Annotated in this window: 20 protein-coding genes; 10 read left to right on the top strand and 10 right to left on the bottom strand. The window is 70.1% G+C overall.

The genetic code is table 11. The features are described from left to right. Positions 1-8: 8 nt before the first annotated feature. On the bottom strand, positions 9-287 hold the full coding sequence (locus ACFQ4O_RS04700; RefSeq protein ID WP_378774494.1) for a BolA family protein: 279 nt from the start codon (positions 285-287) through the stop codon (positions 9-11). A gap of 144 nt (positions 288-431) precedes the next feature. On the opposite strand from ACFQ4O_RS04700, the gene ACFQ4O_RS04695 reads away from it, so the two are divergent. From ACFQ4O_RS04695 to ACFQ4O_RS04680, 4 genes are all read left to right on the top strand, one after another. Further along, positions 432-1,073, top strand: coding sequence for a DnaJ domain-containing protein (locus ACFQ4O_RS04695; RefSeq protein ID WP_378774493.1), 642 nt, complete (start codon positions 432-434; stop codon positions 1,071-1,073). Positions 1,074-1,144: 71 nt separating this feature from the next. Continuing rightward, a complete protein-coding gene (gene cobS / locus ACFQ4O_RS04690; RefSeq protein ID WP_378774492.1) occupies positions 1,145-2,149 on the top strand; it encodes a cobaltochelatase subunit CobS in 1,005 nt (334 codons plus the stop codon). Positions 2,150-2,168: 19 nt separating this feature from the next. Beyond that, complete coding sequence (gene cobT / locus ACFQ4O_RS04685) at positions 2,169-4,058, top strand: cobaltochelatase subunit CobT (protein ID WP_378774491.1); 1,890 nt, start codon at positions 2,169-2,171, stop codon at positions 4,056-4,058. Beyond that, positions 4,055-5,047, top strand: coding sequence for an esterase-like activity of phytase family protein (locus ACFQ4O_RS04680; RefSeq protein ID WP_378774490.1), 993 nt, complete (start codon positions 4,055-4,057; stop codon positions 5,045-5,047). Before cobT ends, ACFQ4O_RS04680 begins: the two co-directional genes overlap by 4 nt. Before the next feature lie 9 nt (positions 5,048-5,056). On the opposite strand, the gene ACFQ4O_RS04675 is transcribed toward ACFQ4O_RS04680, so the two are convergent. After that, positions 5,057-6,430 (bottom strand): PleD family two-component system response regulator, encoded by a 1,374-nt coding sequence (locus ACFQ4O_RS04675; protein ID WP_378774489.1) that lies wholly within the window; start codon positions 6,428-6,430, stop codon positions 5,057-5,059. 13 nt (positions 6,431-6,443) lie between these two features. Further along, positions 6,444-6,815 carry a response regulator gene (locus tag ACFQ4O_RS04670; protein ID WP_378774488.1) on the bottom strand — a complete coding sequence of 124 codons (372 nt, stop codon included), beginning with the start codon at positions 6,813-6,815 and terminating at the stop codon, positions 6,444-6,446. 127 nt (positions 6,816-6,942) lie between these two features. Between ACFQ4O_RS04670 and ACFQ4O_RS04665 the strand changes: the two genes are divergently transcribed. Together ACFQ4O_RS04665 and ACFQ4O_RS04660 are read left to right on the top strand one after the other, a co-directional pair. Next, positions 6,943-7,239: a DUF3572 domain-containing protein gene (locus tag ACFQ4O_RS04665; RefSeq protein WP_378774487.1), complete on the top strand. Its 297-nt coding sequence runs from the start codon at positions 6,943-6,945 to the stop codon at positions 7,237-7,239. Between the two features lie 19 nt (positions 7,240-7,258). After that, positions 7,259-8,569, top strand: coding sequence for a DNA polymerase IV (locus tag ACFQ4O_RS04660; protein ID WP_378774486.1), 1,311 nt, complete (start codon positions 7,259-7,261; stop codon positions 8,567-8,569). A gap of 51 nt (positions 8,570-8,620) precedes the next feature. Here ACFQ4O_RS04660 and ACFQ4O_RS04655 read toward each other — a convergent pair whose 3' ends face one another. Next, positions 8,621-8,965 (bottom strand): hypothetical protein, encoded by a 345-nt coding sequence (locus ACFQ4O_RS04655; protein ID WP_378774485.1) that lies wholly within the window; start codon positions 8,963-8,965, stop codon positions 8,621-8,623. A 250-nt stretch (positions 8,966-9,215) separates the two neighbouring features. On the opposite strand from ACFQ4O_RS04655, the gene otnI reads away from it, so the two are divergent. The 3 genes from otnI to ACFQ4O_RS04640 all read left to right on the top strand — a co-directional run bounded on the left by otnI (position 9,216) and on the right by ACFQ4O_RS04640 (position 12,100). After that, positions 9,216-10,007, top strand: a complete 792-nt coding sequence (gene otnI / locus ACFQ4O_RS04650) for a 2-oxo-tetronate isomerase (protein ID WP_378774504.1) — start codon at positions 9,216-9,218, stop codon at positions 10,005-10,007. Positions 10,008-10,042: 35 nt separating this feature from the next. Then, positions 10,043-11,140: an ATP-dependent DNA helicase gene (locus ACFQ4O_RS04645; RefSeq protein WP_378774484.1), complete on the top strand. Its 1,098-nt coding sequence runs from the start codon at positions 10,043-10,045 to the stop codon at positions 11,138-11,140. Positions 11,141-11,257: 117 nt separating this feature from the next. Continuing rightward, positions 11,258-12,100 carry a quinoprotein dehydrogenase-associated SoxYZ-like carrier gene (locus ACFQ4O_RS04640; RefSeq protein ID WP_378774483.1) on the top strand — a complete coding sequence of 281 codons (843 nt, stop codon included), beginning with the start codon at positions 11,258-11,260 and terminating at the stop codon, positions 12,098-12,100. 61 nt (positions 12,101-12,161) lie between these two features. Here ACFQ4O_RS04640 and wrbA read toward each other — a convergent pair whose 3' ends face one another. Continuing rightward, a complete protein-coding gene (gene wrbA, locus ACFQ4O_RS04635; RefSeq protein ID WP_378774482.1) occupies positions 12,162-12,761 on the bottom strand; it encodes an NAD(P)H:quinone oxidoreductase in 600 nt (199 codons plus the stop codon). A gap of 179 nt (positions 12,762-12,940) precedes the next feature. On the opposite strand from wrbA, the gene ACFQ4O_RS04630 reads away from it, so the two are divergent. After that, positions 12,941-13,765 carry an enoyl-CoA hydratase/isomerase family protein gene (locus tag ACFQ4O_RS04630; RefSeq protein WP_378774481.1) on the top strand — a complete coding sequence of 275 codons (825 nt, stop codon included), beginning with the start codon at positions 12,941-12,943 and terminating at the stop codon, positions 13,763-13,765. On the opposite strand, the gene ACFQ4O_RS04625 is transcribed toward ACFQ4O_RS04630, so the two are convergent. The 5 genes from ACFQ4O_RS04625 to ACFQ4O_RS04605 all read right to left on the bottom strand — a co-directional run. After that, entirely contained in the window at positions 13,747-16,092 is a 2,346-nt protein-coding gene (locus ACFQ4O_RS04625; protein ID WP_378774480.1) for a putative bifunctional diguanylate cyclase/phosphodiesterase, read from the bottom strand. The two genes, ACFQ4O_RS04630 and ACFQ4O_RS04625, sit on opposite strands and share 19 nt — an antisense overlap. Before the next feature lie 111 nt (positions 16,093-16,203). Continuing rightward, on the bottom strand, positions 16,204-17,184 hold the full coding sequence (locus ACFQ4O_RS04620) for a magnesium transporter CorA family protein (RefSeq protein ID WP_378774479.1): 981 nt from the start codon (positions 17,182-17,184) through the stop codon (positions 16,204-16,206). Positions 17,185-17,255: 71 nt separating this feature from the next. After that, positions 17,256-17,507, bottom strand: coding sequence for an exodeoxyribonuclease VII small subunit (locus tag ACFQ4O_RS04615; RefSeq protein WP_378774478.1), 252 nt, complete (start codon positions 17,505-17,507; stop codon positions 17,256-17,258). A gap of 46 nt (positions 17,508-17,553) precedes the next feature. Further along, positions 17,554-18,480: a histone deacetylase family protein gene (locus ACFQ4O_RS04610; protein WP_378774477.1), complete on the bottom strand. Its 927-nt coding sequence runs from the start codon at positions 18,478-18,480 to the stop codon at positions 17,554-17,556. A gap of 75 nt (positions 18,481-18,555) precedes the next feature. After that, positions 18,556-18,879, bottom strand: a 324-nt coding sequence (locus ACFQ4O_RS04605) for an acyl-CoA dehydrogenase C-terminal domain-containing protein (protein ID WP_378774476.1), incomplete at its 5' end; no start/stop codon positions are given.

Here is an 18,879-nt window from a genome sequence, read left to right as displayed (position 1 = left end):
TCAGGCCTCTACGGGCGGCCCGGCTCCTCGGGCGAGCGCGCGTCGATGGCGAGCGCGTGGACGGGGCCCGCCAGTTCGTCGGCCAGCAGCGCGTTGATGCGGCGGTGGCGCTCCACCCGTCCGACGCCGGAAAAAGCGGCGGAGACGACGCGCACCCGGAAATGGGTCTCGCCTTCCGGCCGGGCGCCGGCGTGGCCGGCATGCAGGTGGCTCTCATCCAGAACCTCGATCCGCGTCGGCGACAGGGCCTCGGTCAGCTTGGTTTCGATGCGGGCGCGGACGCTCATGGACGGCGTCTCCTTGCTGGACGGATCAGACGGGGGCGGATCAGGAGCGCGCTCCGCGCTCCCGTCAAGCCCTGCGAGCGGCCCTGCGGCTTTGAGCGGCGCGTTCTTGTTCGGTTAGGGCCGCGCTCCCATAATGGCCGCATCATGAAGCTCGACAGTCCCTGGTTCGATCGGATTCGCCTGTCCCGGAGCGACGCCCGCCCGGAGCCGAAGGCGCCGCGCTGCGACCATCCCGGTTGCCGCGAGCCCGGCCTCTATCGCGCGCCCAAGGGCCGCGACCGCGAGAACGAGTACTGGCGCTACTGTCTCGAGCATGTGCGGGCCTACAACCAGAACTACAACTTCTTCTCGGGCATGTCCGACGACGCGGTCATGGCCTACCAGCTCGACAGCCAGACCGGCCACCGGCCCACATGGACCATGGGCCGCAACGGCTCCGGCGCGACGCCCGAGGCGCGCGCCCGCGCCCGGACGGAGCAGCCGCGACGGCGCGCCTCCCGGGGCTGGGCCGGGAACATCGACTTCGACGACTCGTTCGAGATGTTCGAGGATGGCCCCGGCGCCCGACCGAAGGCCCCGGAGCGCGAGCTCAAGAACGTGGAGCGCAAGTCGCTCGAAGCCATGAACCTCAGCGCGAGCGCGCAGCCGGACGAGATCCGCGCGCGCTACAAGGAGCTGGTCAAACGGCTCCACCCGGACGCCAACGGCGGCGACCGGAGCACCGAGGACAAATTGCGCGAGATCATCCAAGCCTATAACTATCTGCGGTCAGCCGGATTCTGCTGACGCTTTCCCCTTCGCGGCGCAGATCGTCCTCTCTCAAGGCCGAGACCCCACGCGCCCCGCCTGGAGGCATCATGAACGTCGCCCTCGAAACGCCGACCCTCGACGCGCCCGCCCCGACCCCGGACATCAAGGTCTCGGCGCGAAAGCTCTTCGGCATCGACAGCGATCTCGAGGTCCCCGCCTTTTCCAAGGCGCAGGGCTCGATTCCGGATCTCGACCCGGACTACCTGTTCGACCACGACACCACGCTCGCCATCCTCGCGGGCTTCGCCCGCAACCGGCGCGTGATGATCACCGGCTACCACGGCACCGGCAAATCGACCCACATCGAGCAGGTGGCGGCGCGGCTGAACTGGCCCTGCGTGCGCGTGAACCTCGACAGCCATGTCAGCCGCATCGACCTGATCGGCAAGGACGCGATCGTCCTCAAGGACGGCAAGCAGATCACCGAGTTCCGCGACGGCATCCTGCCCTGGGCGCTGCAGAGCAACGTGGCGCTGGTGTTCGACGAGTACGACGCCGGCCGTCCGGACGTGATGTTCGTGATCCAGCGCGTGCTGGAGCAGTCGGGCAAGCTCACGCTGCTGGACCAGCGCCGGGTCATCCGCCCGCATCCGGCGTTCCGCCTGTTCGCCACCGCCAACACGGTCGGCCTCGGCGACACGTCCGGCCTCTATCACGGCACCCAGCAGATCAACCAGGGCCAGATGGACCGTTGGTCGATCGTGACCACGCTGAACTACCTGCCCCACGATCGCGAGGTCGACATCGTGCTGGCCAAGTCGCCGCACTACCAGAAGGACAAGAACGGCCGCGACACCGTCTCCAAGATGGTGCGCCTCGCCGACCTGACCCGTCAGGCCTTCGTCAACGGCGACCTGTCCACGGTGATGAGCCCGCGCACGGTCATCACGTGGGCCGAGAACGCGGAGATCTTCGGCGACGCCGGCTTTGCCTTCCGCCTGACCTTCCTCAACAAGTGCGACGAGCTGGAGCGGAGCCTCGTGGCGGAGTTCTACCAGCGCTGCTTCGGCCGCGAGCTGCCGGAAAGCGCCGTCAACGTCGCGCTGAGCTGACGCGGCGGGCAGGCGCGCCATGTCCGGCTCCAACCGTCGTCCGGGCGAGAAGCCCGTCGCCCCCGCGGAACCGTTCAAGCGGGCGGTGGCCGGCTGCCTGAAGGCCATCGCCGGCGCGCCCGAACTCGAGGTGGCTTTCGCCTCGGAACGGCCGGCGCTGACGCCCGACAAGGCCCGCCTGCCGGAGCCGCCGCGGCGGCTGACGGCGACCGACGTCTCGATCCTGCGCGGCCACGCCGACTCCATGGCGCTGCGCCTCGCCTGCCACAACCGCGCCACCCACGCCAAGCTCGCGCCCCAGGGCGCGGACGCGCGGGCGGTGTTCGACGCGGTGGAGCAGGCGCGGGTGGAGGCGATCGGCGCCCGGCGCATGTCCGGCACGGGGGTGAACCTCGCCGCCATGCTGGAGGACCGCTACCACCGCGGCCCCTACGCCGACCTCACCGACAAGTCCGACGCCCCCCTGCCCGACGCGGTGGCGCTGCTGGTGCGCGAGAAGCTGACCGGCCGCAAGCCCCCGGAAGCGGCCGCCAAGCTCGTGGAGCTGTGGCGTCCGTGGGTCGAGGAGAAGGCCGGGGCCGACCTCGCCCGGCTGGACGAGGTGTTCGAAGACCAGGGCGCTTTCGCACGCACGATCCGCGACCTGCTGACCTCGCTCGACATGGGTGAGGAGTTCGTCGGCCAGCGGCAGGAGAGCGACGACGAGTCCGACGGCTCGGGCGATCAGCCGCCGCCGCAGGACGGTGAATCCGCCGACGCGCCGGAAGAGGCCAACGACGGCGCGGAGCCGTCCGAGAGCGAATCCAGCTCCGACGAGTCCGACGACGCGGAGCAGATGGAGGCGGCGGACGCCCCACCCTCCGAAGCGCCCGACGACGACGAACTCGGCGAGGCCGAGGAAGCGACCGAGCCGTGGCGCGCGCCCGACGAGCGTCGGGACGACCGCGCCAAGCCGGATTACGCGCCCTACACCCGCGCCTATGACGAGGAGGCGCTGGCGGAGGAGCTGTGCGACGCCGAGGAACTGGCGCGGCTGCGGGCCTATCTCGACAAGCAGCTGTCGGCGCTTCAGGGCGTCGTGGGCCGCCTCGCCAACCGGCTGCAGCGACGCCTGCTCGCCCAGCAGAGCCGCGCCTGGGATTTCGATCTCGAGGAGGGCATGCTGGACCCGGCGCGGCTGTCGCGGGTGGTGGTCGATCCGATGACCGCGCTGTCCTTCATGCGCGAGCGCGACACTGACTTCCGTGACACGGTCGTCACGCTGCTGATCGACAATTCCGGCTCCATGCGCGGCCGGCCGATCACGGTCGCCGCCACCTGCGCCGACATTCTGGCGCGCACGCTGGAGCGCTGCGGCGTGAAGGTTGAGATCCTCGGCTTCACCACCCGCGCCTGGAAGGGCGGGCAGTCGCGTGAGCGCTGGCTCGCGGACGGCAAGCCCGCCGCGCCCGGGCGGCTGAACGACCTGCGCCACATCATCTACAAGGCCGCCGACGCGCCGTGGCGGCGCACCCGCCGCAACCTCGGGCTGATGATGCGCGAGGGGCTCCTGAAGGAGAACATCGACGGCGAGGCGCTGGTCTGGGCCTATGAGCGGCTGCTCGCCCGGCCCGAGCAGCGCCGGATCCTGATGGTGATCTCCGACGGCGCGCCGGTCGACGACAGCACGCTGTCGGTCAATCCCGGCAACTATCTGGAAAAGCACCTGCGCCGGGTGATCGAGGAGATCGAGACCCGCTCGCCGATCGAGCTGATCGCCATCGGCATCGGCCACGACGTGACGCGCTACTACCGCCGCGCCGTCACCATCGTGGACGCCGAGGAGCTGGGCGGCGTCATGACCGAGAAGCTGGCCGAGCTGTTCGACGAGACGCCCCCAGCGCCCGCGAAGCGCCGCGGACAGGCGTGAGCCCGTCGCGCCTTGGCCGCGCGCTGGCGGCGCTGGCGCTGGCGGCCGCTCTCGCCTCGCCGCCCGGACGGGCGGAGGCGGAGCCGGTCCCGATCACCATCTCGGCGACCCGGATCGACCGGTTCGGACCGGCGACGCCCATCGGCGCGCGCTATGGCGAGCTTGTCTTTCTCGGCGGCCTGCAGCTGCGTTCGGACGATCCTAACTTCGGCGGCCTGTCCGGCCTTCGGCTGTCGGCGGATGGCGCGCGCTTCACCGCCATCAGCGACCGGGGGTTCTGGTTCCGTGGCGCGGTCGAGCGCGAGGGGCCGACGCCGACAGGCCTCACCCGCGTCGAACGTGAGGCGATCGAGGGGCCAAGCGGCGCCCTTCCCGGGCGGCGAGGCTCCGACACGGAGTCGCTTGAAATCGAGGGCCGCAGCGCCTGGGTCGCCTCTGAACGCATCAACCAGGTGCTGCGCTTCGCGCTGGACGCCAACGGCCGCGCTGGCGCCGGCCGAGCCATCTCCATGCCGAAGGAGGCGCGCTCCGCGCCCTTCAACGAAGGCTTCGAGGCCATCGCGCTGACCGAGGGCGGCGCGCTGATGATGATCGGCGAGAAATTCCTCGACGCCCGCGGCGACAACCGCTCCTTCGTGGTGGGCGCGAGGAAGCCATTCTCCTTCTCCGTGAAGCGCACCGACGACTTCTCGCCCACCGACGCGGCGCGCCTTCCCGGAGGCGGCTTCGTGCTGCTGGAGCGGCGCTACGTGCCACCGCTGTCGCTCTCCATCCGCCTGCGCCGGCTCACGGAGGCGGACATCCGCCCCGGCGCCGTGGTGGACGGCCCTGTGCTGATGGAGGCGAACCTGATCCAGACCATCGACAATTTCGAGGGCGTCTCGGCGCACCGTTCGCCGAGCGGCGCGACGGTGATCACGCTCGTCTCGGACGACAACTTCTCGCGCCTGCAGCGCACGTTGCTGATGGAGTTCCAGCTTCCCGACTGATCGCGCGGCTCAGGCCGCCGCGGCCACCCGGTTGCGGCCGAGCCGCTTCGCCTCGTAGAGCGCGAGGTCGGCGCGCTTCAGCAGCGTCTCGGCGCCGTCCGCGCCCGGCCCGACGCTCGCCACGCCGATCGAGGCCGTGATCGCCGCCTCGATCACGCCGGCGCCGCCGACCCGGATCGGCGTCGCGGCGATGCAGGCGCGCACGCGCTCGGCCACCAGCTTGGCCACCTCGCCGTCGGTGTCCGGCATCGCCGCCACGAACTCCTCGCCGCCGAGCCGGCAAATCAGGTCGCCGCCCCGCATGCAGGCCTTCAGCCGGCGGGCGAACTCGCGCAGCACGGCGTCACCGGCGTCGTGGCCGTGCTGGTCGTTGATCGCCTTGAAGAAATCGATGTCGATCATCAGCACCGACAGAGGTTCATGGCGGCTCGCCGCCTCCTCGAGCAGGATCGGCAGGCGGGCGTCGAAATGGCGGCGGTTGTGCAGGCCGGTGAGATCGTCCGTGATCGCCTGCTCCGCCGTGGTCTGAAGGTCGGCGCGCAGATGGTCGGCGTAGCGCTTGCGGCGCACCTGCGTGCGGGCGCGCGCCATCAGCTCGTTCAGATCGACCGGCCGGGTGACATAGTCGTTGACCCCGACCTCAAGCCCCCGCAGCACGCGTGGCGTGGCGTCGGCGTCGGCGATCAGCAGGATCGGCAGCGCGCGTGTGCGCTCCAGCGAGCGCGTCTGGGCGCAAAGCCGCAGCGCGTCGGAATCCTTCAGCTCGAGCGCGACGATCATGAGATCGAACGCCCCATCCGCAGCCCGGAACAGCGCCTCGTGTGGACAGCGCTCCAAGGTGACCTCGTGGCGTGCGGAGAGTGCGGACGCGACCGCGTCCAGATCGCCGTCGCGGTCGTCCACCATGAGGATGCGTCCGCCATAGCCGTCGTCGGCCATGGCGGCAGCCAGCGCATCGCTCACTCGGACCTCGCGGGTGGCGCGGGCGCGCAACCGCAGCTCGTCCGACATCATCTTGAGACGCGTCAGGGAGCGCAGCCGGGCGAACAGCGCCACGTCCGCCACGGGCTTGAGCAGGAAATCGTCGGCGCCGGCTTCGAGCCCGCGCACCCGGTCGCCCGGCTGGTCCAGCGCCGTCACCATCACCACGGGAATGTGGTGGGTGCGCGGGTCGGCCTTCAGGCGGCGGCAGGTTTCAAGCCCGTCCATGCCCGGCATGATCACGTCGAGCAGAACGATGTCGCACTGGGCCCGGGCGCAGATGTCCAGCGCCTCCTGCCCGCTGGTGGCGGTGATCACGTCGAAATACTCGGCCGTCAGCCGGGCTTCGAGCAGGCGCAGATTGGACGGAACGTCGTCGACGACGAGCACGCGGGCGGTCATGGCGGCGCCCCTCTCAGGAATCGCCGAGATAGTGGCGCACCGTCTCCAGGAACTTGGCCACGGAGATCGGCTTCGAGAGATAGGCCTCGCAGCCGCCGCTGCGGATCCGTTCCTCGTCGCCCTTCATGGCGAAGGCGGTGACGGCGATCACGGGGATGGCGCGGGTGCGCTCGTCCTCCTTGATCCAGCGGGTGACGTCGAGCCCAGAGACTTCCGGAAGCTGGATGTCCATCAGGATCAGGTCGGGCTGATGCGCGCGCGCAAGCTCCAGCGCCTCGACGCCGTTGCGGGTCTCGATCGTCGCGTAGCCGTGCGCTTCGAGGAGATCGTGGAAGAGCTTCATGTTAAGCTCGTTGTCCTCCACGATCAGAACGGTCTTGGGCATGCGCCTCATTTCCCCTGTCGGCCGGACTGACGCGACCCGAAGCCCCCCGGCGCGCCCGGGAGGCCGATCCTTCCCTATCGCCGAAAATTCTACCGATCATTCCTTGCAAAAGGACGAACGCAAAGTCATGGCCCGCACGCCTGCCCCCGATCCGGACGCCGCCGGCGCCCTCGCCGCCCGCGCGCTCGGCTTTCTCGCCGCCGATTCCGAGCGTCTCGGCCGATTCTTCGCGCTGTCCGGGCTCGATCCCGCCGACGTGCGCGCGGCGGCCGCCGACCCGGCGTTCCTGCCTTCGGTGCTCGACTACGTGCTGGCGGACGAGAAGCTCCTGGTCGCCTTCGCGGAGCAGGAGGGCGTGTCGCCGGACCATGTGGGCGTCGCCCGCCGGACGCTCGGCGGCGCGCCGACCGAGCATTGGACCTGACGCGGGCGGAGGCTGCTCCATGTCCGGCGGCGCGTTCGCCTTCTGCCGAGACTGCCTGACGGAGGCCGGCCCCGCGCCGCGCTGCCGCGCCTGCGGCAGCCCGCGCATCGCCCGGCATCCCGAGCTGTCCCGCATGACGATCGCGCATGTGGACTGCGACGCTTTCTTCGCGGCGGTGGAGAAGCGGGACGATCCTTCACTGGTGGACCGCCCCGTCATCATCGGCGGCGGAAAACGCGGCGTCGTCTCAACAGCCTGCTACGTGGCGCGCATCTCCGGCGTGAAGTCGGCCATGCCCATGTTCAAGGCGCTGAAGCTGTGCCCGGACGCGGTCGTCATCCGTCCCAACATGGCGAAATATGTGGAGGTCGGGCGGGCGGTGCGGGCCAAGATGCTGGCGCTGACGCCGCTGGTGGAGCCGCTCTCGATCGACGAGGCGTTTCTCGACCTGTCCGGCACGGAGGCGCTGCACCGGGCCGCGCCCGCGGTGGCGCTGGCGGGCTTCGCCCGCGAGGTGGAGCGCGATCTCGGCATTTCGGTCTCGGTCGGCCTCGCCTCGAACAAGTTCCTCGCCAAGATCGCCTCCGACCTCGACAAGCCGCGCGGCTTCGCCACCCTGTCGATCGACGAGGCGCCGGACTTCCTCGCGCCCCGGCCGGTGGGCTTTCTGTGGGGCGTCGGTCCGGCCTTCGCCGAAACGCTGCGCCGGGACGGTTACCGCACCATCGGCGATCTGCAGCGGGCCGAGCCGTCGACGCTCGCCCGCGCCTATGGCGACAGCGGGCTCCGGCTGGCGCAGCTCGCCTTCGGCCGCGACAACCGCAAGGTCAACCCGGACCGGGAGCGCAAGAGCGTGGGCGCGGAGACCACGTTCGACGCCGACATCCGCGACGCGGACGAGCTGGCGCGCCATCTCTGGCGCATGAGCGAGAAGGTGGCCGACCGGCTGCGCGCAAGCGGGATCGCGGGGCGCACCGTGACGCTCAAGCTCAAGACCGCCGACTTCCGTCTGCGCACCCGCGCCGGCGCCCTGCCCGCCCCGACGCGGCTCGCCCAGCGCATCTTCGAGACCGCCCAACGGCTGCTGCGGAAGGAAGCGGACGGCGAGGCCTTCCGGCTGATCGGCGTGTCCGTGTCGGACCTCGCGCCGGGCGCGTCCGCCGATCCGCGCGATCTGGTGGACGACCGCAGCGAAAAGCTTGGGGCGATCGAGACGGCGGTGGCGGACCTGCGCGCCCGCTTCGGCCGCGACGCCGTGGAGCGCGCCTTCGCGCTGCGCCCGGCGGCGGACAGGACAAGGCCCCGGGCGCGCACGCCCGAGGCTTCGTGACCGTTCTCCTGACGCGCCCCGACGAGGCGGTCAGGCGGATGCGATCGAGACTCAGTTGGCCTTGGTCTTCGGCGCGGGGCCGGTCTCGTTGCGGGCGTCCTGCACCTGGCTTTCATAGGCCAGCACGCCCTCCTTGTTGATCACCACCTTGTCGCCCTTGGTGGCCGCAAGGCCGTAGCTCAGGGTCGGCACGCGCAGCTCGCAGCCCTCCGGGCAGTCGATGGTCACGGTCTTGCCGGCGTCCACATTGGTCTTCGGCTCCTTCTCGCCGAGATCCGCGGTCACCTCGATCGCCTTGTCGCTGGTGTTGGTGACGGTGACGGCGAGCGCCGGCCCCGCGGCGAACAGGCCGATGGCTGCGACGGCGGCGGCGCGGGCGAGAATGGTCGTGGTCATCATGGTCGTCCCTCCAAAGGTTTTGCTTTTGACTGACGGTCGAGACACGCAACGCCACGCCCGCCGGCCGATGATTGCAAGTTGTGTCAGCAATTTCCGGGAACAATATCCATACGGCGATGTGACCTTGTCTCAACACATCCTGACAGGTCCGTGATTCTTGCGTGAGCCTGTGCTCGACGTGGACGCGCGCCTCGCGCTGGGGCATGACGGCGGCGCGCTTCATAAGGACCTCCAGCGGACGCCCGCCATGCCCCGTTTCGCCGCCAATCTGACGCTGCTGTTCACCGAACGCCCGTTCCTCGACCGTTTCGCGGCGGCGGCGGAGGCGGGATTCGAGGCGGTGGAGTTCCTGTTTCCGTACGACTTCACGCCCGATGAGGTCGGCGGCGCGCTAAGCGCGTCCGGCCTGACGCTCGCCCTGTTCAACCTTCCGCCCGGCGACTGGGCCGCGGGCGAGCGCGGCCTCGCCGCCCTGCCCGAGCGGTCAGCGGAGTTCGACGCCGGGCTCCAGCGCGCGGCGATCTACGCCGAGGCGTTGGGCGTCCGGCGGCTGCACATGATGGCGGGCCTCGCCCCAGCCGACGATCCGGCGGCGCTCCGGGCGTACGAGGACGCCCTCGCCCGCGCCGCGGACACGTTCGGCCCCTTGGGCGTCGACATCCTGATCGAACCCATCAACGGGCGCGACATGCCGGGCTATTTCCTGAACGATTTCGATCGCGCGGCGGAGATCGTCGCCCACAGCGGCCGCCCGAACGTGCGCCTGCAATACGACGTCTATCATCGCCAGATCCTGCACGGCGACGTGCTGACCTCGCTCGAGCGGCTGGCGCCCCTGATCGGCCATGTGCAGATCGCCTCCGCGCCGGCCCGCGCGGAGCCGGGCACAGGCGAGCTCGACGACGCGCGCATCTTCGCGGCGCTGGACCGGCTGGGCTATGACGGTTTCGTCGGCTGCGAGTACCGGCCGGCGGGGCGCACGGAAGACGGTCTCGGCTGGTTCGCGCCGTGGCGCGACCGGCGCGGCGATCCACGCTAAAACCGGCGGATCGAGATTCGAACGGAGCGATTCTGATGCGCTGGTCGCCCCAGCAGGAGGACGCGCTGTCCGCCGTGAGCGACTGGCTCCGCCGGCCGCGCGATCAGGTGTTCCGCCTGTTCGGCTACGCCGGAACGGGCAAGACCACGCTCGCCCGGCATCTCGCCGAGGACATCGACGGCGACGTCGCCTTCGGCGCCTACACGGGCAAGGCGGCGCTGGTGATGCGCTCGCGCGGCTGCGAGGGCGCGAGCACCATCCATTCCCTGATCTACCGGCCGCGCGGCGGCGGCGACGAGGAGGAAGGCCCCTCTTTCGCTCTGAACCGCGACGGCGCCGCCGCCAAGGCGGAGCTGATCGTCATCGACGAGTGCTCCATGGTGGACGAGGAGCTCGGCCGCGACCTGCTGTCCTTCGGGGCCAAGGTGCTGGTGCTGGGCGATCCGGCGCAGCTTCCGCCGGTGAAGGGCGGCGGCTTCTTCACCGAGGCCGAGCCCGACGCCATGCTGACGGAGGTGCATCGGCAGGCGGTGGACGATCCGATCATCCGCATGTCGCTCGCGGTGCGCGAGGGCCGGGAGCTGGAGCGCGGCGAGTACGGCGAGAGCCGCATCGTCTCCCGCCGCGACATCTCCACCGAGGAGGTCCTGGAGGCGGATCAGGTGCTGGTGGGCATGAACCGCACCCGCCGGCTCTACAACGGCCGCCTTCGGGAGCTGAAGGGCCTGATCGATCCCATGCCGGCGGTGGGCGACAAGCTGGTCTGCCTGCGCAACGACAAGACCAAGGGCCTGTTCAACGGCGGCACCTGGACGGTGAGCCGGCTCAAGGGCACGGACGCCACCAAGGTGAAGATGGACGTGGCGCCGGAGGACGAAGGCGGCCGCCGCACGGTCTCCGTCGCGGTGATGCGCGCCTTCTTCGAGGGCGACCCGGAGGCGATCCCCTACGCCATGCGCCGCCGCTTCGACGAGTTCGACTACGGCTACGCGCTGACCGTGCACAAGGCGCAGGGCTCGCAGTGGGACGACGTCATGCTGTTCGACGAGAGCTTCGCGTTCCGGGAGCACCGCGACCGCTGGCTCTATACGGGCCTCACCCGCGCGGCCAAGCGCGTCACCGTGGTGCGCTGAGCCTCCCGCGGAGCACGCAGCCACCCCGGCCGCCGCCGCTGGCGAAACGCGCGGACTGCGCTTACTCTCTTAAGAACAATGACGCGCGAAGCGCGCCGGTTTTCAAGGGAGATCGTCATGCCGCGCCGTGTCCTCGTCGCCCCTCTCGCAGCCCTCGGCCTCGCCGCGGCGCTCCTGTCCAGCCCCGCCTCCGCTGAAGACAACACCGACAAGGTGTTCGAGACCTTCCGGCAGGACGCCTTCGGCGACCGGCCGATCGAGGTCGGCAGCGCGCTGCTCAACATGGACGCGCCGAAGCGCGCTGAGGACGCGGCGATCGTGCCGATCGGCGTCACCGTGGCGCTGCCGGACGGCGATCCGCGCTCGATCGCGAAGGTGACGCTGATCGTGGATGAGAACCCTGCGCCCGTCGCCGCCACCTTCACGCTTGGCCAGAAGCGCAAGGAGTTCGCGCTGACGACGCGTCTGCGGGTCAACGCCTATTCCTCGGTGCGGGCGGTGCTCGAAACCGACGACGGCAAGCTGCACATGACGTCGAAGTTCGTGAAGGCGAGCGGCGGCTGCTCGGCGCCGGCGCTGAAGGACGCCGATCAGGCGCTCGCCAATCTGGGCCAGCTCAAGTTCCGCGCTCTCGCCGACAACGCCTCCGCGAAGCCCGCGGGGGCGTCCGCCGTGAGCCACATGTCGGAGGCGCAGCTGATGATCCGCCATCCGAACTATTCGGGCCTGCAGATGGACCCGATCGACCGCAGCTACATCCCCGCCCGCTTCGTGAACAACATCGTGGTCAAACAGGGCGACCAGACGGTGCTGACCATGGAAGGCGGCATCTCGCTGAGCGAGGACCCGTCGATCCAGTTCTCCTACCTCGCCGATGGCGGGCCGGTGACGGTGAAAGCCAGCGACACCGAGGGCGTGGAGTTCTCGGGCGCTCTCGGGGCGAAGAAATCGGGCTCCTGACGCCTTACCACGCCGGCGGGACCGCGAAGGCCGTCCCGCCGGCGCTTGGGCCGATCGCGTGTTACTTCGCGAGCTTCGCCGCGATTTCGGCCACATGGCGGCCCTGGAAGCGGGCGCCGGCCAGTTCGTTCGCGCTCGGCTGGCGGGAGCCGTCGCCGCCGGCGATCGTGGTGGCGCCGTAAGGCGAGCCGCCGGAAATCTCGTCCAGAGTGAGCTGACCCGCGAAGGCGTAAGGCAGCCCGACCACCACCATGCCGTGATGCAGCAGGGTCGGCAGGAAGCTCAGCAGGGTGCTCTCCTGCCCGCCGTGCTGGCTTGCGCTGGAGGTGAAGGCCGAGCCCACCTTGCCGAGCAGCTTGCCCGCCGCCCAAAGCCCGCCCGTCTGGTCGATGAAGGCCCGGAGCTGCGAGGCGACGGTGCCAAAGCGCGTCGGCGCGCCGAAGATGATGGCGTCGTACTCCGGCAGCTCGTCGACGGTGGCGACCGGCGCCTTCTGGTCAAGCTTGAAGTGGTTCTTCTCGGCGATCTCCTGCGGGACCGTCTCCGGCACGCGCTTCACCACCGCCTCGGCGCCGGCCTCCCGCGCGCCCTCGGCCACCGCTTCGGCCATCGTCTCGATGTGGCCATAGGTGGAATAGTAAAGCACAAGCACTTTGGTCATCTGTCGCGCTCCTTCGGATCGGCGTGGCGGACGGGATCGCATCCCGCCGCGGTTCGTGAGGAAATCTGTCCTCCCATCCCCGGTTCGGCAAGCGCGCCCCATGCGCGTCGGAGTTTGCGCCCGCGCAACGCCCGCATTCTCCTTTCTTGCGCCTTCGCCCACGCACAGGACATTCGGTCATGGACGCCCCTGCCCCCGACGCCGCCGGCATGACGCTGTCCCAGGACGGTCCCGTCGCCACCGTCATCCTCGACCGACCGGCGAAGAAGAACGCGCTCAACGAGGCCGCCTGGCGCGCCTTTCCGACGGTCGCGGCGGAGATCGCCGGTCGTCCGGAGGTCCGCGCGGTGGTGCTGCGCGGCGCAGGCGGCGTCTTCAGCGCCGGCGCCGACATCGCCGAATTCGTGGCGCTCGCGGCCAGCGACGAGGCCCGTCGGCGGGCTTACGCCGACGCGGTGCGCGACGGCGAGGCCGCAGTCGCCGGGATCGCGGTTCCGACGGTGGCGGCGATCGAGGGCGCCTGCGTCGGCGGCGGCTGCCAGATCGCGCTCGCCTGCGACCTGCGGATCGCCGCCGTGGGAACCCGGTTCGGAATCACGCCGGCCAAGCTCGGCATCGTCTATCCGGTGGACAGCACCCGGCGGCTGGTGGAGGCCGTGGGACCTGCGCGCGCCAAGGAGCTGCTGTTCACCGCCCGCCTGATCGATGCGGAGGAAGCGCTCGCGATCGGCCTTGTGCACCGGGTGACGCAGGCGGCGGAGCTTGACGCGGCGGTGGCGGAGACGGTCGCGGCGCTCTTACGCGGCTCGGCTTACTCGCTGTTCGCCGCCAAGCGCATGATCGACGCGCTATCAACCCCCGCGCCGGACCTTGCGGAGCTGGACGCGCTGTGGCGCGGCGGCTTCGCGGGCGAGGATCTGAAAGAAGGCGCGCAGGCCTTTCTCGACAAGCGCGCGCCCCGCTTCACGTGGCGGCCGGAGGCGGCTCAGGCCAAGAGACGCTGAGGCTTCTCGAACAACGACTGGAACGACACCACCGGGCTCGGGCGGCCGACGAGATAGCCCTGGATCTCGTCGCAGCGCAGTTCGGCGAGGAAGGCGCGCTGCTCCTGCGTCTCCACGCCCTCCGCCGTGATGGGAAGCCGCAGGCTTTCGCCGAGCGCCAGAACGGAGCGCACGATCGCCTGCGCCTGCGGGCTGGTGGCGAGCGCCTTGATGAAGGAGGCGTCGATCTTCAGCCGGTCGAACGGGAACGACTGGAGATAGGACAGCGACGAGTAGCCGGTGCCGAAATCGTCCAGCGCGATCTGGACGCCGAGCGTCTTGAACCGGCGCAGCGTGTTCAGCGCGGCGGCGTGGTCGTCCAGCAGCACGCCTTCCGTGATCTCGATCTCGAGCCGCGCGGGCGACAGACCCGTCTCCAGCAGGATCTCGTGCACCAGGGCGACGATGTCGCCGTGCTGGAACTGGACCGGCGACAGGTTGACCGCGACCTTGCAGGCCTTGGGCCAGCGGGCGGCCTCCCGGCAGGCGGCGCGCAGCACCCATTCGCCGATCGGCACGATCGAGGCGTTCTGTTCGGCGGCGGGAATGAACTGGGCGGGCGGGACCACGCCACGCTCCGGGTGCTTCCAGCGCAGCAGGGCCTCGAAGCCGACGATCTCGCCGGTCTCCGTGTTCGCCTGCGGCATCCAGTGCAGGAACATCTCGTTGCGGGAGATGGCGGTGGACAGGTCCTGCTGCATGGCCCAGCGCTCGCGCAGCGCGAGATCCATCCCGGCCTCGAACCCGCGGGCGAGGCCCCGACCGTCCGCCTTGGCGCGGTAAAGCGCGGCGTCGGCGTTGGCGAACAGCGTGTCGGTGGTCGCGCCGTGATGGGGGGCGATGGCGTAGCCGACGCTGCCGCCGCAACTCACCAGTTTTCCCGCCACCATGGCCTCGGTGTTCAGCCGCTCCACGATGCGACGGGCGAGCTTGTCGGCGTCGCCCGCGTCCGCGCCGGTGCCGATCGCCACGAACTCGTCGCCGCCGAGGCGGAACACCATCACCCCGGGCGCCGCGCCGGTGATGCGCTGGGCCGCGATGCGCAGCACCTCGTCGCCGGCGCTGTGGCCGAAGACGTCGTTGATCTCCTTGAACTTGTCGAGATCGATGCAGAACAGCGCCACTTCGCCGCCGCGCCGCATGGCGGCGGCGAGCGCCTCGTTGAAGGCCGCGCGGTTGGCGAGCCCGGTCAGAGGATCGTGATAGGCGAGATGGCGGATGCGGCTCTCGGTGCGCTTCTGCTCGGAAATGTCGCGCAGGTTGAACACCCGTCGCGGACGGGAGAGCACCATCATGTCGCGGCTGGCGAGCTCCACGGTCGACAGCGCGCCGCCCATGCTGCGGATGGTGATCTCCTGCGGCTTAGCGAGGCTCGCCGACAGCACGCGATCCGGGTTCGGCGCGTCGACGAAATCCCGGAACGCGCGGCCGCGGATGGTGGACGGATCAAGGCCGATCATGCGCGCCGCCGCGACGTTGACGTCCACGACGCGGAGGTCCTCGCAGATCACGATGCCTTCCGACGACAGGTCGGCGAAGGTCTCGAGCCGCGCCTGACGCGACACGCCGCCGGCGCCGAAGCGCGCCTCCACCAGCACGCCGACCAGCGCGAGGATGAGCGCGACGGACAAAAACCCGAGCGACACCAGCAGCAGCTGGTCGCCGGACACGCCGTCGTTCGGGAGCGGAACGCGTGGGTCGCTGGCGACCGTCACCCCGTCGAGCAGAAGCATGTGGAACGCTATTCCGCCCGCGGTGAACACCGCGAGGCCGAGCGGCAGCGTGCGGGAGCGCTCGCTGTGGCCGGCGATGGCGAAGGAGGCGCCGGCGCCGGCCGCGACGGCCGCGATCGCGGTTGCGAGCATCCCGTCGTCGATGAGGAGCCGTCCGCTCAAGCGCACGGAGAACAGCGCCACATAATGCGACGCCGCGAAGGCGAGGCCGACCACCACGCCGCCGAGCACCATGGAGAACATGTCGGCCCGCCGACGGTCCGGCACGATGGCCGAGCTGACCGCAAGCAGGGTCGCCGCCGCCACGAAGGCGAGCGCCATCACACGCAGATCGTAGACCGCGGAGACCGGCGCGCCGACGGCGCTCACGAAACTGGCCCCGACCAGCGTGATGAAGGCGGCGCCGACGACGGCGGCGAGCGCGATCCAGAGCACGCGTGTGGACGCGGTCTCCGCATGCGCCCCTGCGCGCGCGAAGCCCGCCCAGAAGAACGCTCCGATCAGGGAGGGAACGGCGAGCGTCGCCAGCAAGCCTATGTCGAAACCTGCAGCCACGGTGGTCGTCCCGCTTCCGTTCAGAGCAGAACAATCCTAAGGAGCAGGCGGATAATAAGCGGTGAAAACCGACGGTTGTTTTTTCGTCTCCCCGCCGCTTTGCGACGCCGTCTACAGCCAACCGCGCCATTTGAAAAAGAGGTATGGAAGTACGGCGCTCACCAGCATGAGAACAAGCGCGTACGGGTAGCCGAAGCTCCAGGCGAGCTCGGGCATCGCCTCGAAGTTCATGCCGTAGATCGACGCCACCAGCGTCGGCGGCAGAAACACCACCGCCATCACCGAGAACAGCTTCACGATGTCGTTCTGCGCCAGGCTGACGAGGCCGAGCATGGCGTCCAACAGAAACGTGACCTTGTTGGCGAGGAAGTCCGCATGCTCCATCAGCGAGGTCACGTCGCGCTGCATCGGCCGCAGCAGCGCCTTGGTCTCCTTGGTAGGCTTCACGCCCTCGATCTCGGCGGCGAGGTAGAGCGTCGCGCGCTGCAGCGTCACCAGACTTTCCCGCGCCTTGGAGAGAAGGTCGCCCTTGCGGCCGATGTCCTTGAGCAGCTTCTGGTAGGGCTTGCGGTAGGCCTGCGAGCCGGCCCGGTCGAACACGGTGCGGGACAGGTCGTCGATCTCCGCGCCGACCGTTTCGAGCATGTCGGCGATCCGGTCCACCACCGTGTCGAACAGGCCCATGAGCACGCCTTCCGGCGTGCGCGGCGCCGCCTGCCCGTTCACCTTGCAGGCGCGCGCGGCGAACAGCGAAAACGAGCGCGGTTCGTCGTAGCGCACCGTCACCAGCGCCCGCGCGGTCAGAATGAAGCTGACGGCCGTCAGCGTCGGCAGGTCGGAATCCGTGCGGCACAGCAGCGACGCGGTCATGTAGCGCGCGCCGTCCTCCACATAGAGCCGGCTCGACGGCTCGATCTCCACCATCTCCTCGCGGGTGGGAACGGAAGCGCGCACGCTCGCCTCCACCAGCCGGTCCTCGTCCGGCGAGGGACTGACCAGATCGAGCCAGATCACGTCGGCCGGAATCGGCCCGTCCGGCTGGCGCTCCACGAGCTGGAGCGCGCCGTCGCGCAGCGCGTAGGCATGGATCATGGTTCAGGGTCCCCGTTCCGTCCGCGTCGCGGACCATGACGGACGCATCGTGTCAGGCGTGCGGCGCGCCGTCAGTCGGGGTCGAGCGCGGACAGGCCCTTCGCCGCGCCGTCGGCGCCGACGGAGATCGTCTCCACCCGCGCTTCCGCCTTCTTCAGCAGTTCGTCGCAGCGGGCCTTCAGCGCCTCGCCGCGCCGGTAGATCTCGATCGATTCCTCGAGCGGGACCTGCCCCTGCTCCAGCCGGCCGACGATGCGCTCCAGTTCGGCGAGCGCGGCCTCGAAACTCAGCGAAGCCACGTCGGCAGGACGAACGTCGGTCATGGTCGGGCTCCTGCGGACGCGAAAGGAGCCGTGTTTTAGGCGCGCCTCACGCCTTCATCAAGGCGCGCACATGGGCCGCGGCGGACTTGGCGAGGCCCTGCAGGTCGTAGCCGCCTTCCAGCAGCGACACCACGCGGCCGGAGGCGTGGTTCTCCGCGACCTCCATCAGCCGCTCGGTCATCCAGGCGTAATCGGCTTCCGTGAGCATCAGGCCGCCGAGCGGATCGCGATGATGGGCGTCGAAGCCGGCGGAGATGATCACGAGATCGGGCGAGAACGTGTTCAGCGCCGGCAGGATGGCCTCGTTGAACGCCTCCTGGAAACGGTCGCCGCCGTCGCCCGAGCGCATCGGGCAATTGACCACGTTGCCGACGCCGGTCTCGCTGCGGGCGCCGGTGCCCGGAAACAGCGGCATCTGATGGGTGGAGGCGTACATGATGCTGGGGTCGTCCCAGACGATCGCCTGCGTGCCGTTGCCGTGGTGCACGTCGAAATCGACGATCGCCACCTTCTCCGCGCCGAACGTCTTCTGGGCATGGCGGGCCGCCACCACGGCGTTGTTGAAGAAGCAGAAGCCCATGGCGGTGGACTGCTCAGCGTGATGGCCGGGCGGGCGCATGCCGCAGAAGGCGTTGCGGGCCTTGCCGTTCATCACCTCGTCCACGGCGAGCGTCGCCGCGCCCAGCCCCCGCAGCAGCGCCTCCCACGTGCCGGGGCTCATGGTGGTGTCGCCGTCGATGCGCACCATGCCCTCCCGCGGACGCACGCGGTCGAGCGTCTCCACGAACGCCTCCGGATGGGCCAGCGTGGCGACGGCGGCCTCCACCAGCGGCGCTTCCTCGCGGGCGAGCGACTGGAACGCCTCCGCCTCCAGCGCCTGCTGCACGGCGCGCATGCGTTCCGGCCGTTCGGGATGGCCCGGCGTCACGAGATGGTCGGCGAAGGCGGGGTGCGTGACGTAAAGCGTGGTCATGACGGCGATCCCTGCGGGCGGGAATGGGATTATGCTTCTGGCATGCCAGAGGCCAAGCGCGACGAAGGGCGGATGTCAGACGGCGAGCACCGCCTCGGCCTCGGCGCCCAGAGCCCCCGCGCCTTCGGTCGCGACCAGCGCAAGGCCGTCCGCGGCAGGAACCAGATTCTCCATGAAGAATCGCGCCAGCGCCACCGGCGTCGACGGACTTGCCGGCTCCGCGCCGCGCAGGCTCGCCAGCGCGTTGTCCGCAAGCCCCGCGCCGCCGGCGGCGAGCGCGAACAGGCGGAGATAGGGCGTCGCGCCGTCGAGCTTCTCCTGAGCGTCGCGCTCGGGCGCCTGCATCCAGGCGGTCGCCCGGTCGAGCGCGTCGACCGCCTCGGCGAGCCGGACGGCGGC

This window comes from Methylopila musalis (assembly GCF_042679725.1).
GTDB classification, from domain to species: domain Bacteria; phylum Pseudomonadota; class Alphaproteobacteria; order Rhizobiales; family Methylopilaceae; genus Methylopila; species Methylopila musalis.
The sequence above is the reverse complement of the archived record's forward strand: the minus strand, read 5'-3'. Positions and strand labels throughout refer to the sequence as shown.

Excerpts from the sequence above, each read along its gene's own strand:
- ACFQ4O_RS04700 (WP_378774494.1), bottom strand. The coding sequence starts at position 287 with ATGAGCGTCCGCGCCCGCATCGAAACCAAGCTGACCGAGGCCCTGTCG.
- ACFQ4O_RS04695 (WP_378774493.1), top strand. The coding sequence starts at position 432 with ATGAAGCTCGACAGTCCCTGGTTCGATCGGATTCGCCTGTCCCGGAGC.
- cobS (WP_378774492.1), top strand. The coding sequence starts at position 1,145 with ATGAACGTCGCCCTCGAAACGCCGACCCTCGACGCGCCCGCCCCGACC.
- cobT (WP_378774491.1), top strand. The coding sequence starts at position 2,169 with ATGTCCGGCTCCAACCGTCGTCCGGGCGAGAAGCCCGTCGCCCCCGCG.
- ACFQ4O_RS04675 (WP_378774489.1), bottom strand. The coding sequence starts at position 6,430 with ATGACCGCCCGCGTGCTCGTCGTCGACGACGTTCCGTCCAATCTGCGC.
- ACFQ4O_RS04670 (WP_378774488.1), bottom strand. The coding sequence starts at position 6,815 with ATGCCCAAGACCGTTCTGATCGTGGAGGACAACGAGCTTAACATGAAG.
- ACFQ4O_RS04665 (WP_378774487.1), top strand. The coding sequence starts at position 6,943 with ATGGCCCGCACGCCTGCCCCCGATCCGGACGCCGCCGGCGCCCTCGCC.
- ACFQ4O_RS04660 (WP_378774486.1), top strand. The coding sequence starts at position 7,259 with ATGTCCGGCGGCGCGTTCGCCTTCTGCCGAGACTGCCTGACGGAGGCC.
- ACFQ4O_RS04655 (WP_378774485.1), bottom strand. The coding sequence starts at position 8,965 with ATGACCACGACCATTCTCGCCCGCGCCGCCGCCGTCGCAGCCATCGGC.
- otnI (WP_378774504.1), top strand. The coding sequence starts at position 9,216 with ATGCCCCGTTTCGCCGCCAATCTGACGCTGCTGTTCACCGAACGCCCG.
- ACFQ4O_RS04645 (WP_378774484.1), top strand. The coding sequence starts at position 10,043 with ATGCGCTGGTCGCCCCAGCAGGAGGACGCGCTGTCCGCCGTGAGCGAC.
- ACFQ4O_RS04640 (WP_378774483.1), top strand. The coding sequence starts at position 11,258 with ATGCCGCGCCGTGTCCTCGTCGCCCCTCTCGCAGCCCTCGGCCTCGCC.
- wrbA (WP_378774482.1), bottom strand. The coding sequence starts at position 12,761 with ATGACCAAAGTGCTTGTGCTTTACTATTCCACCTATGGCCACATCGAG.
- ACFQ4O_RS04630 (WP_378774481.1), top strand. The coding sequence starts at position 12,941 with ATGGACGCCCCTGCCCCCGACGCCGCCGGCATGACGCTGTCCCAGGAC.
- ACFQ4O_RS04620 (WP_378774479.1), bottom strand. The coding sequence starts at position 17,184 with ATGATCCATGCCTACGCGCTGCGCGACGGCGCGCTCCAGCTCGTGGAG.
- ACFQ4O_RS04615 (WP_378774478.1), bottom strand. The coding sequence starts at position 17,507 with ATGACCGACGTTCGTCCTGCCGACGTGGCTTCGCTGAGTTTCGAGGCC.
- ACFQ4O_RS04610 (WP_378774477.1), bottom strand. The coding sequence starts at position 18,480 with ATGACCACGCTTTACGTCACGCACCCCGCCTTCGCCGACCATCTCGTG.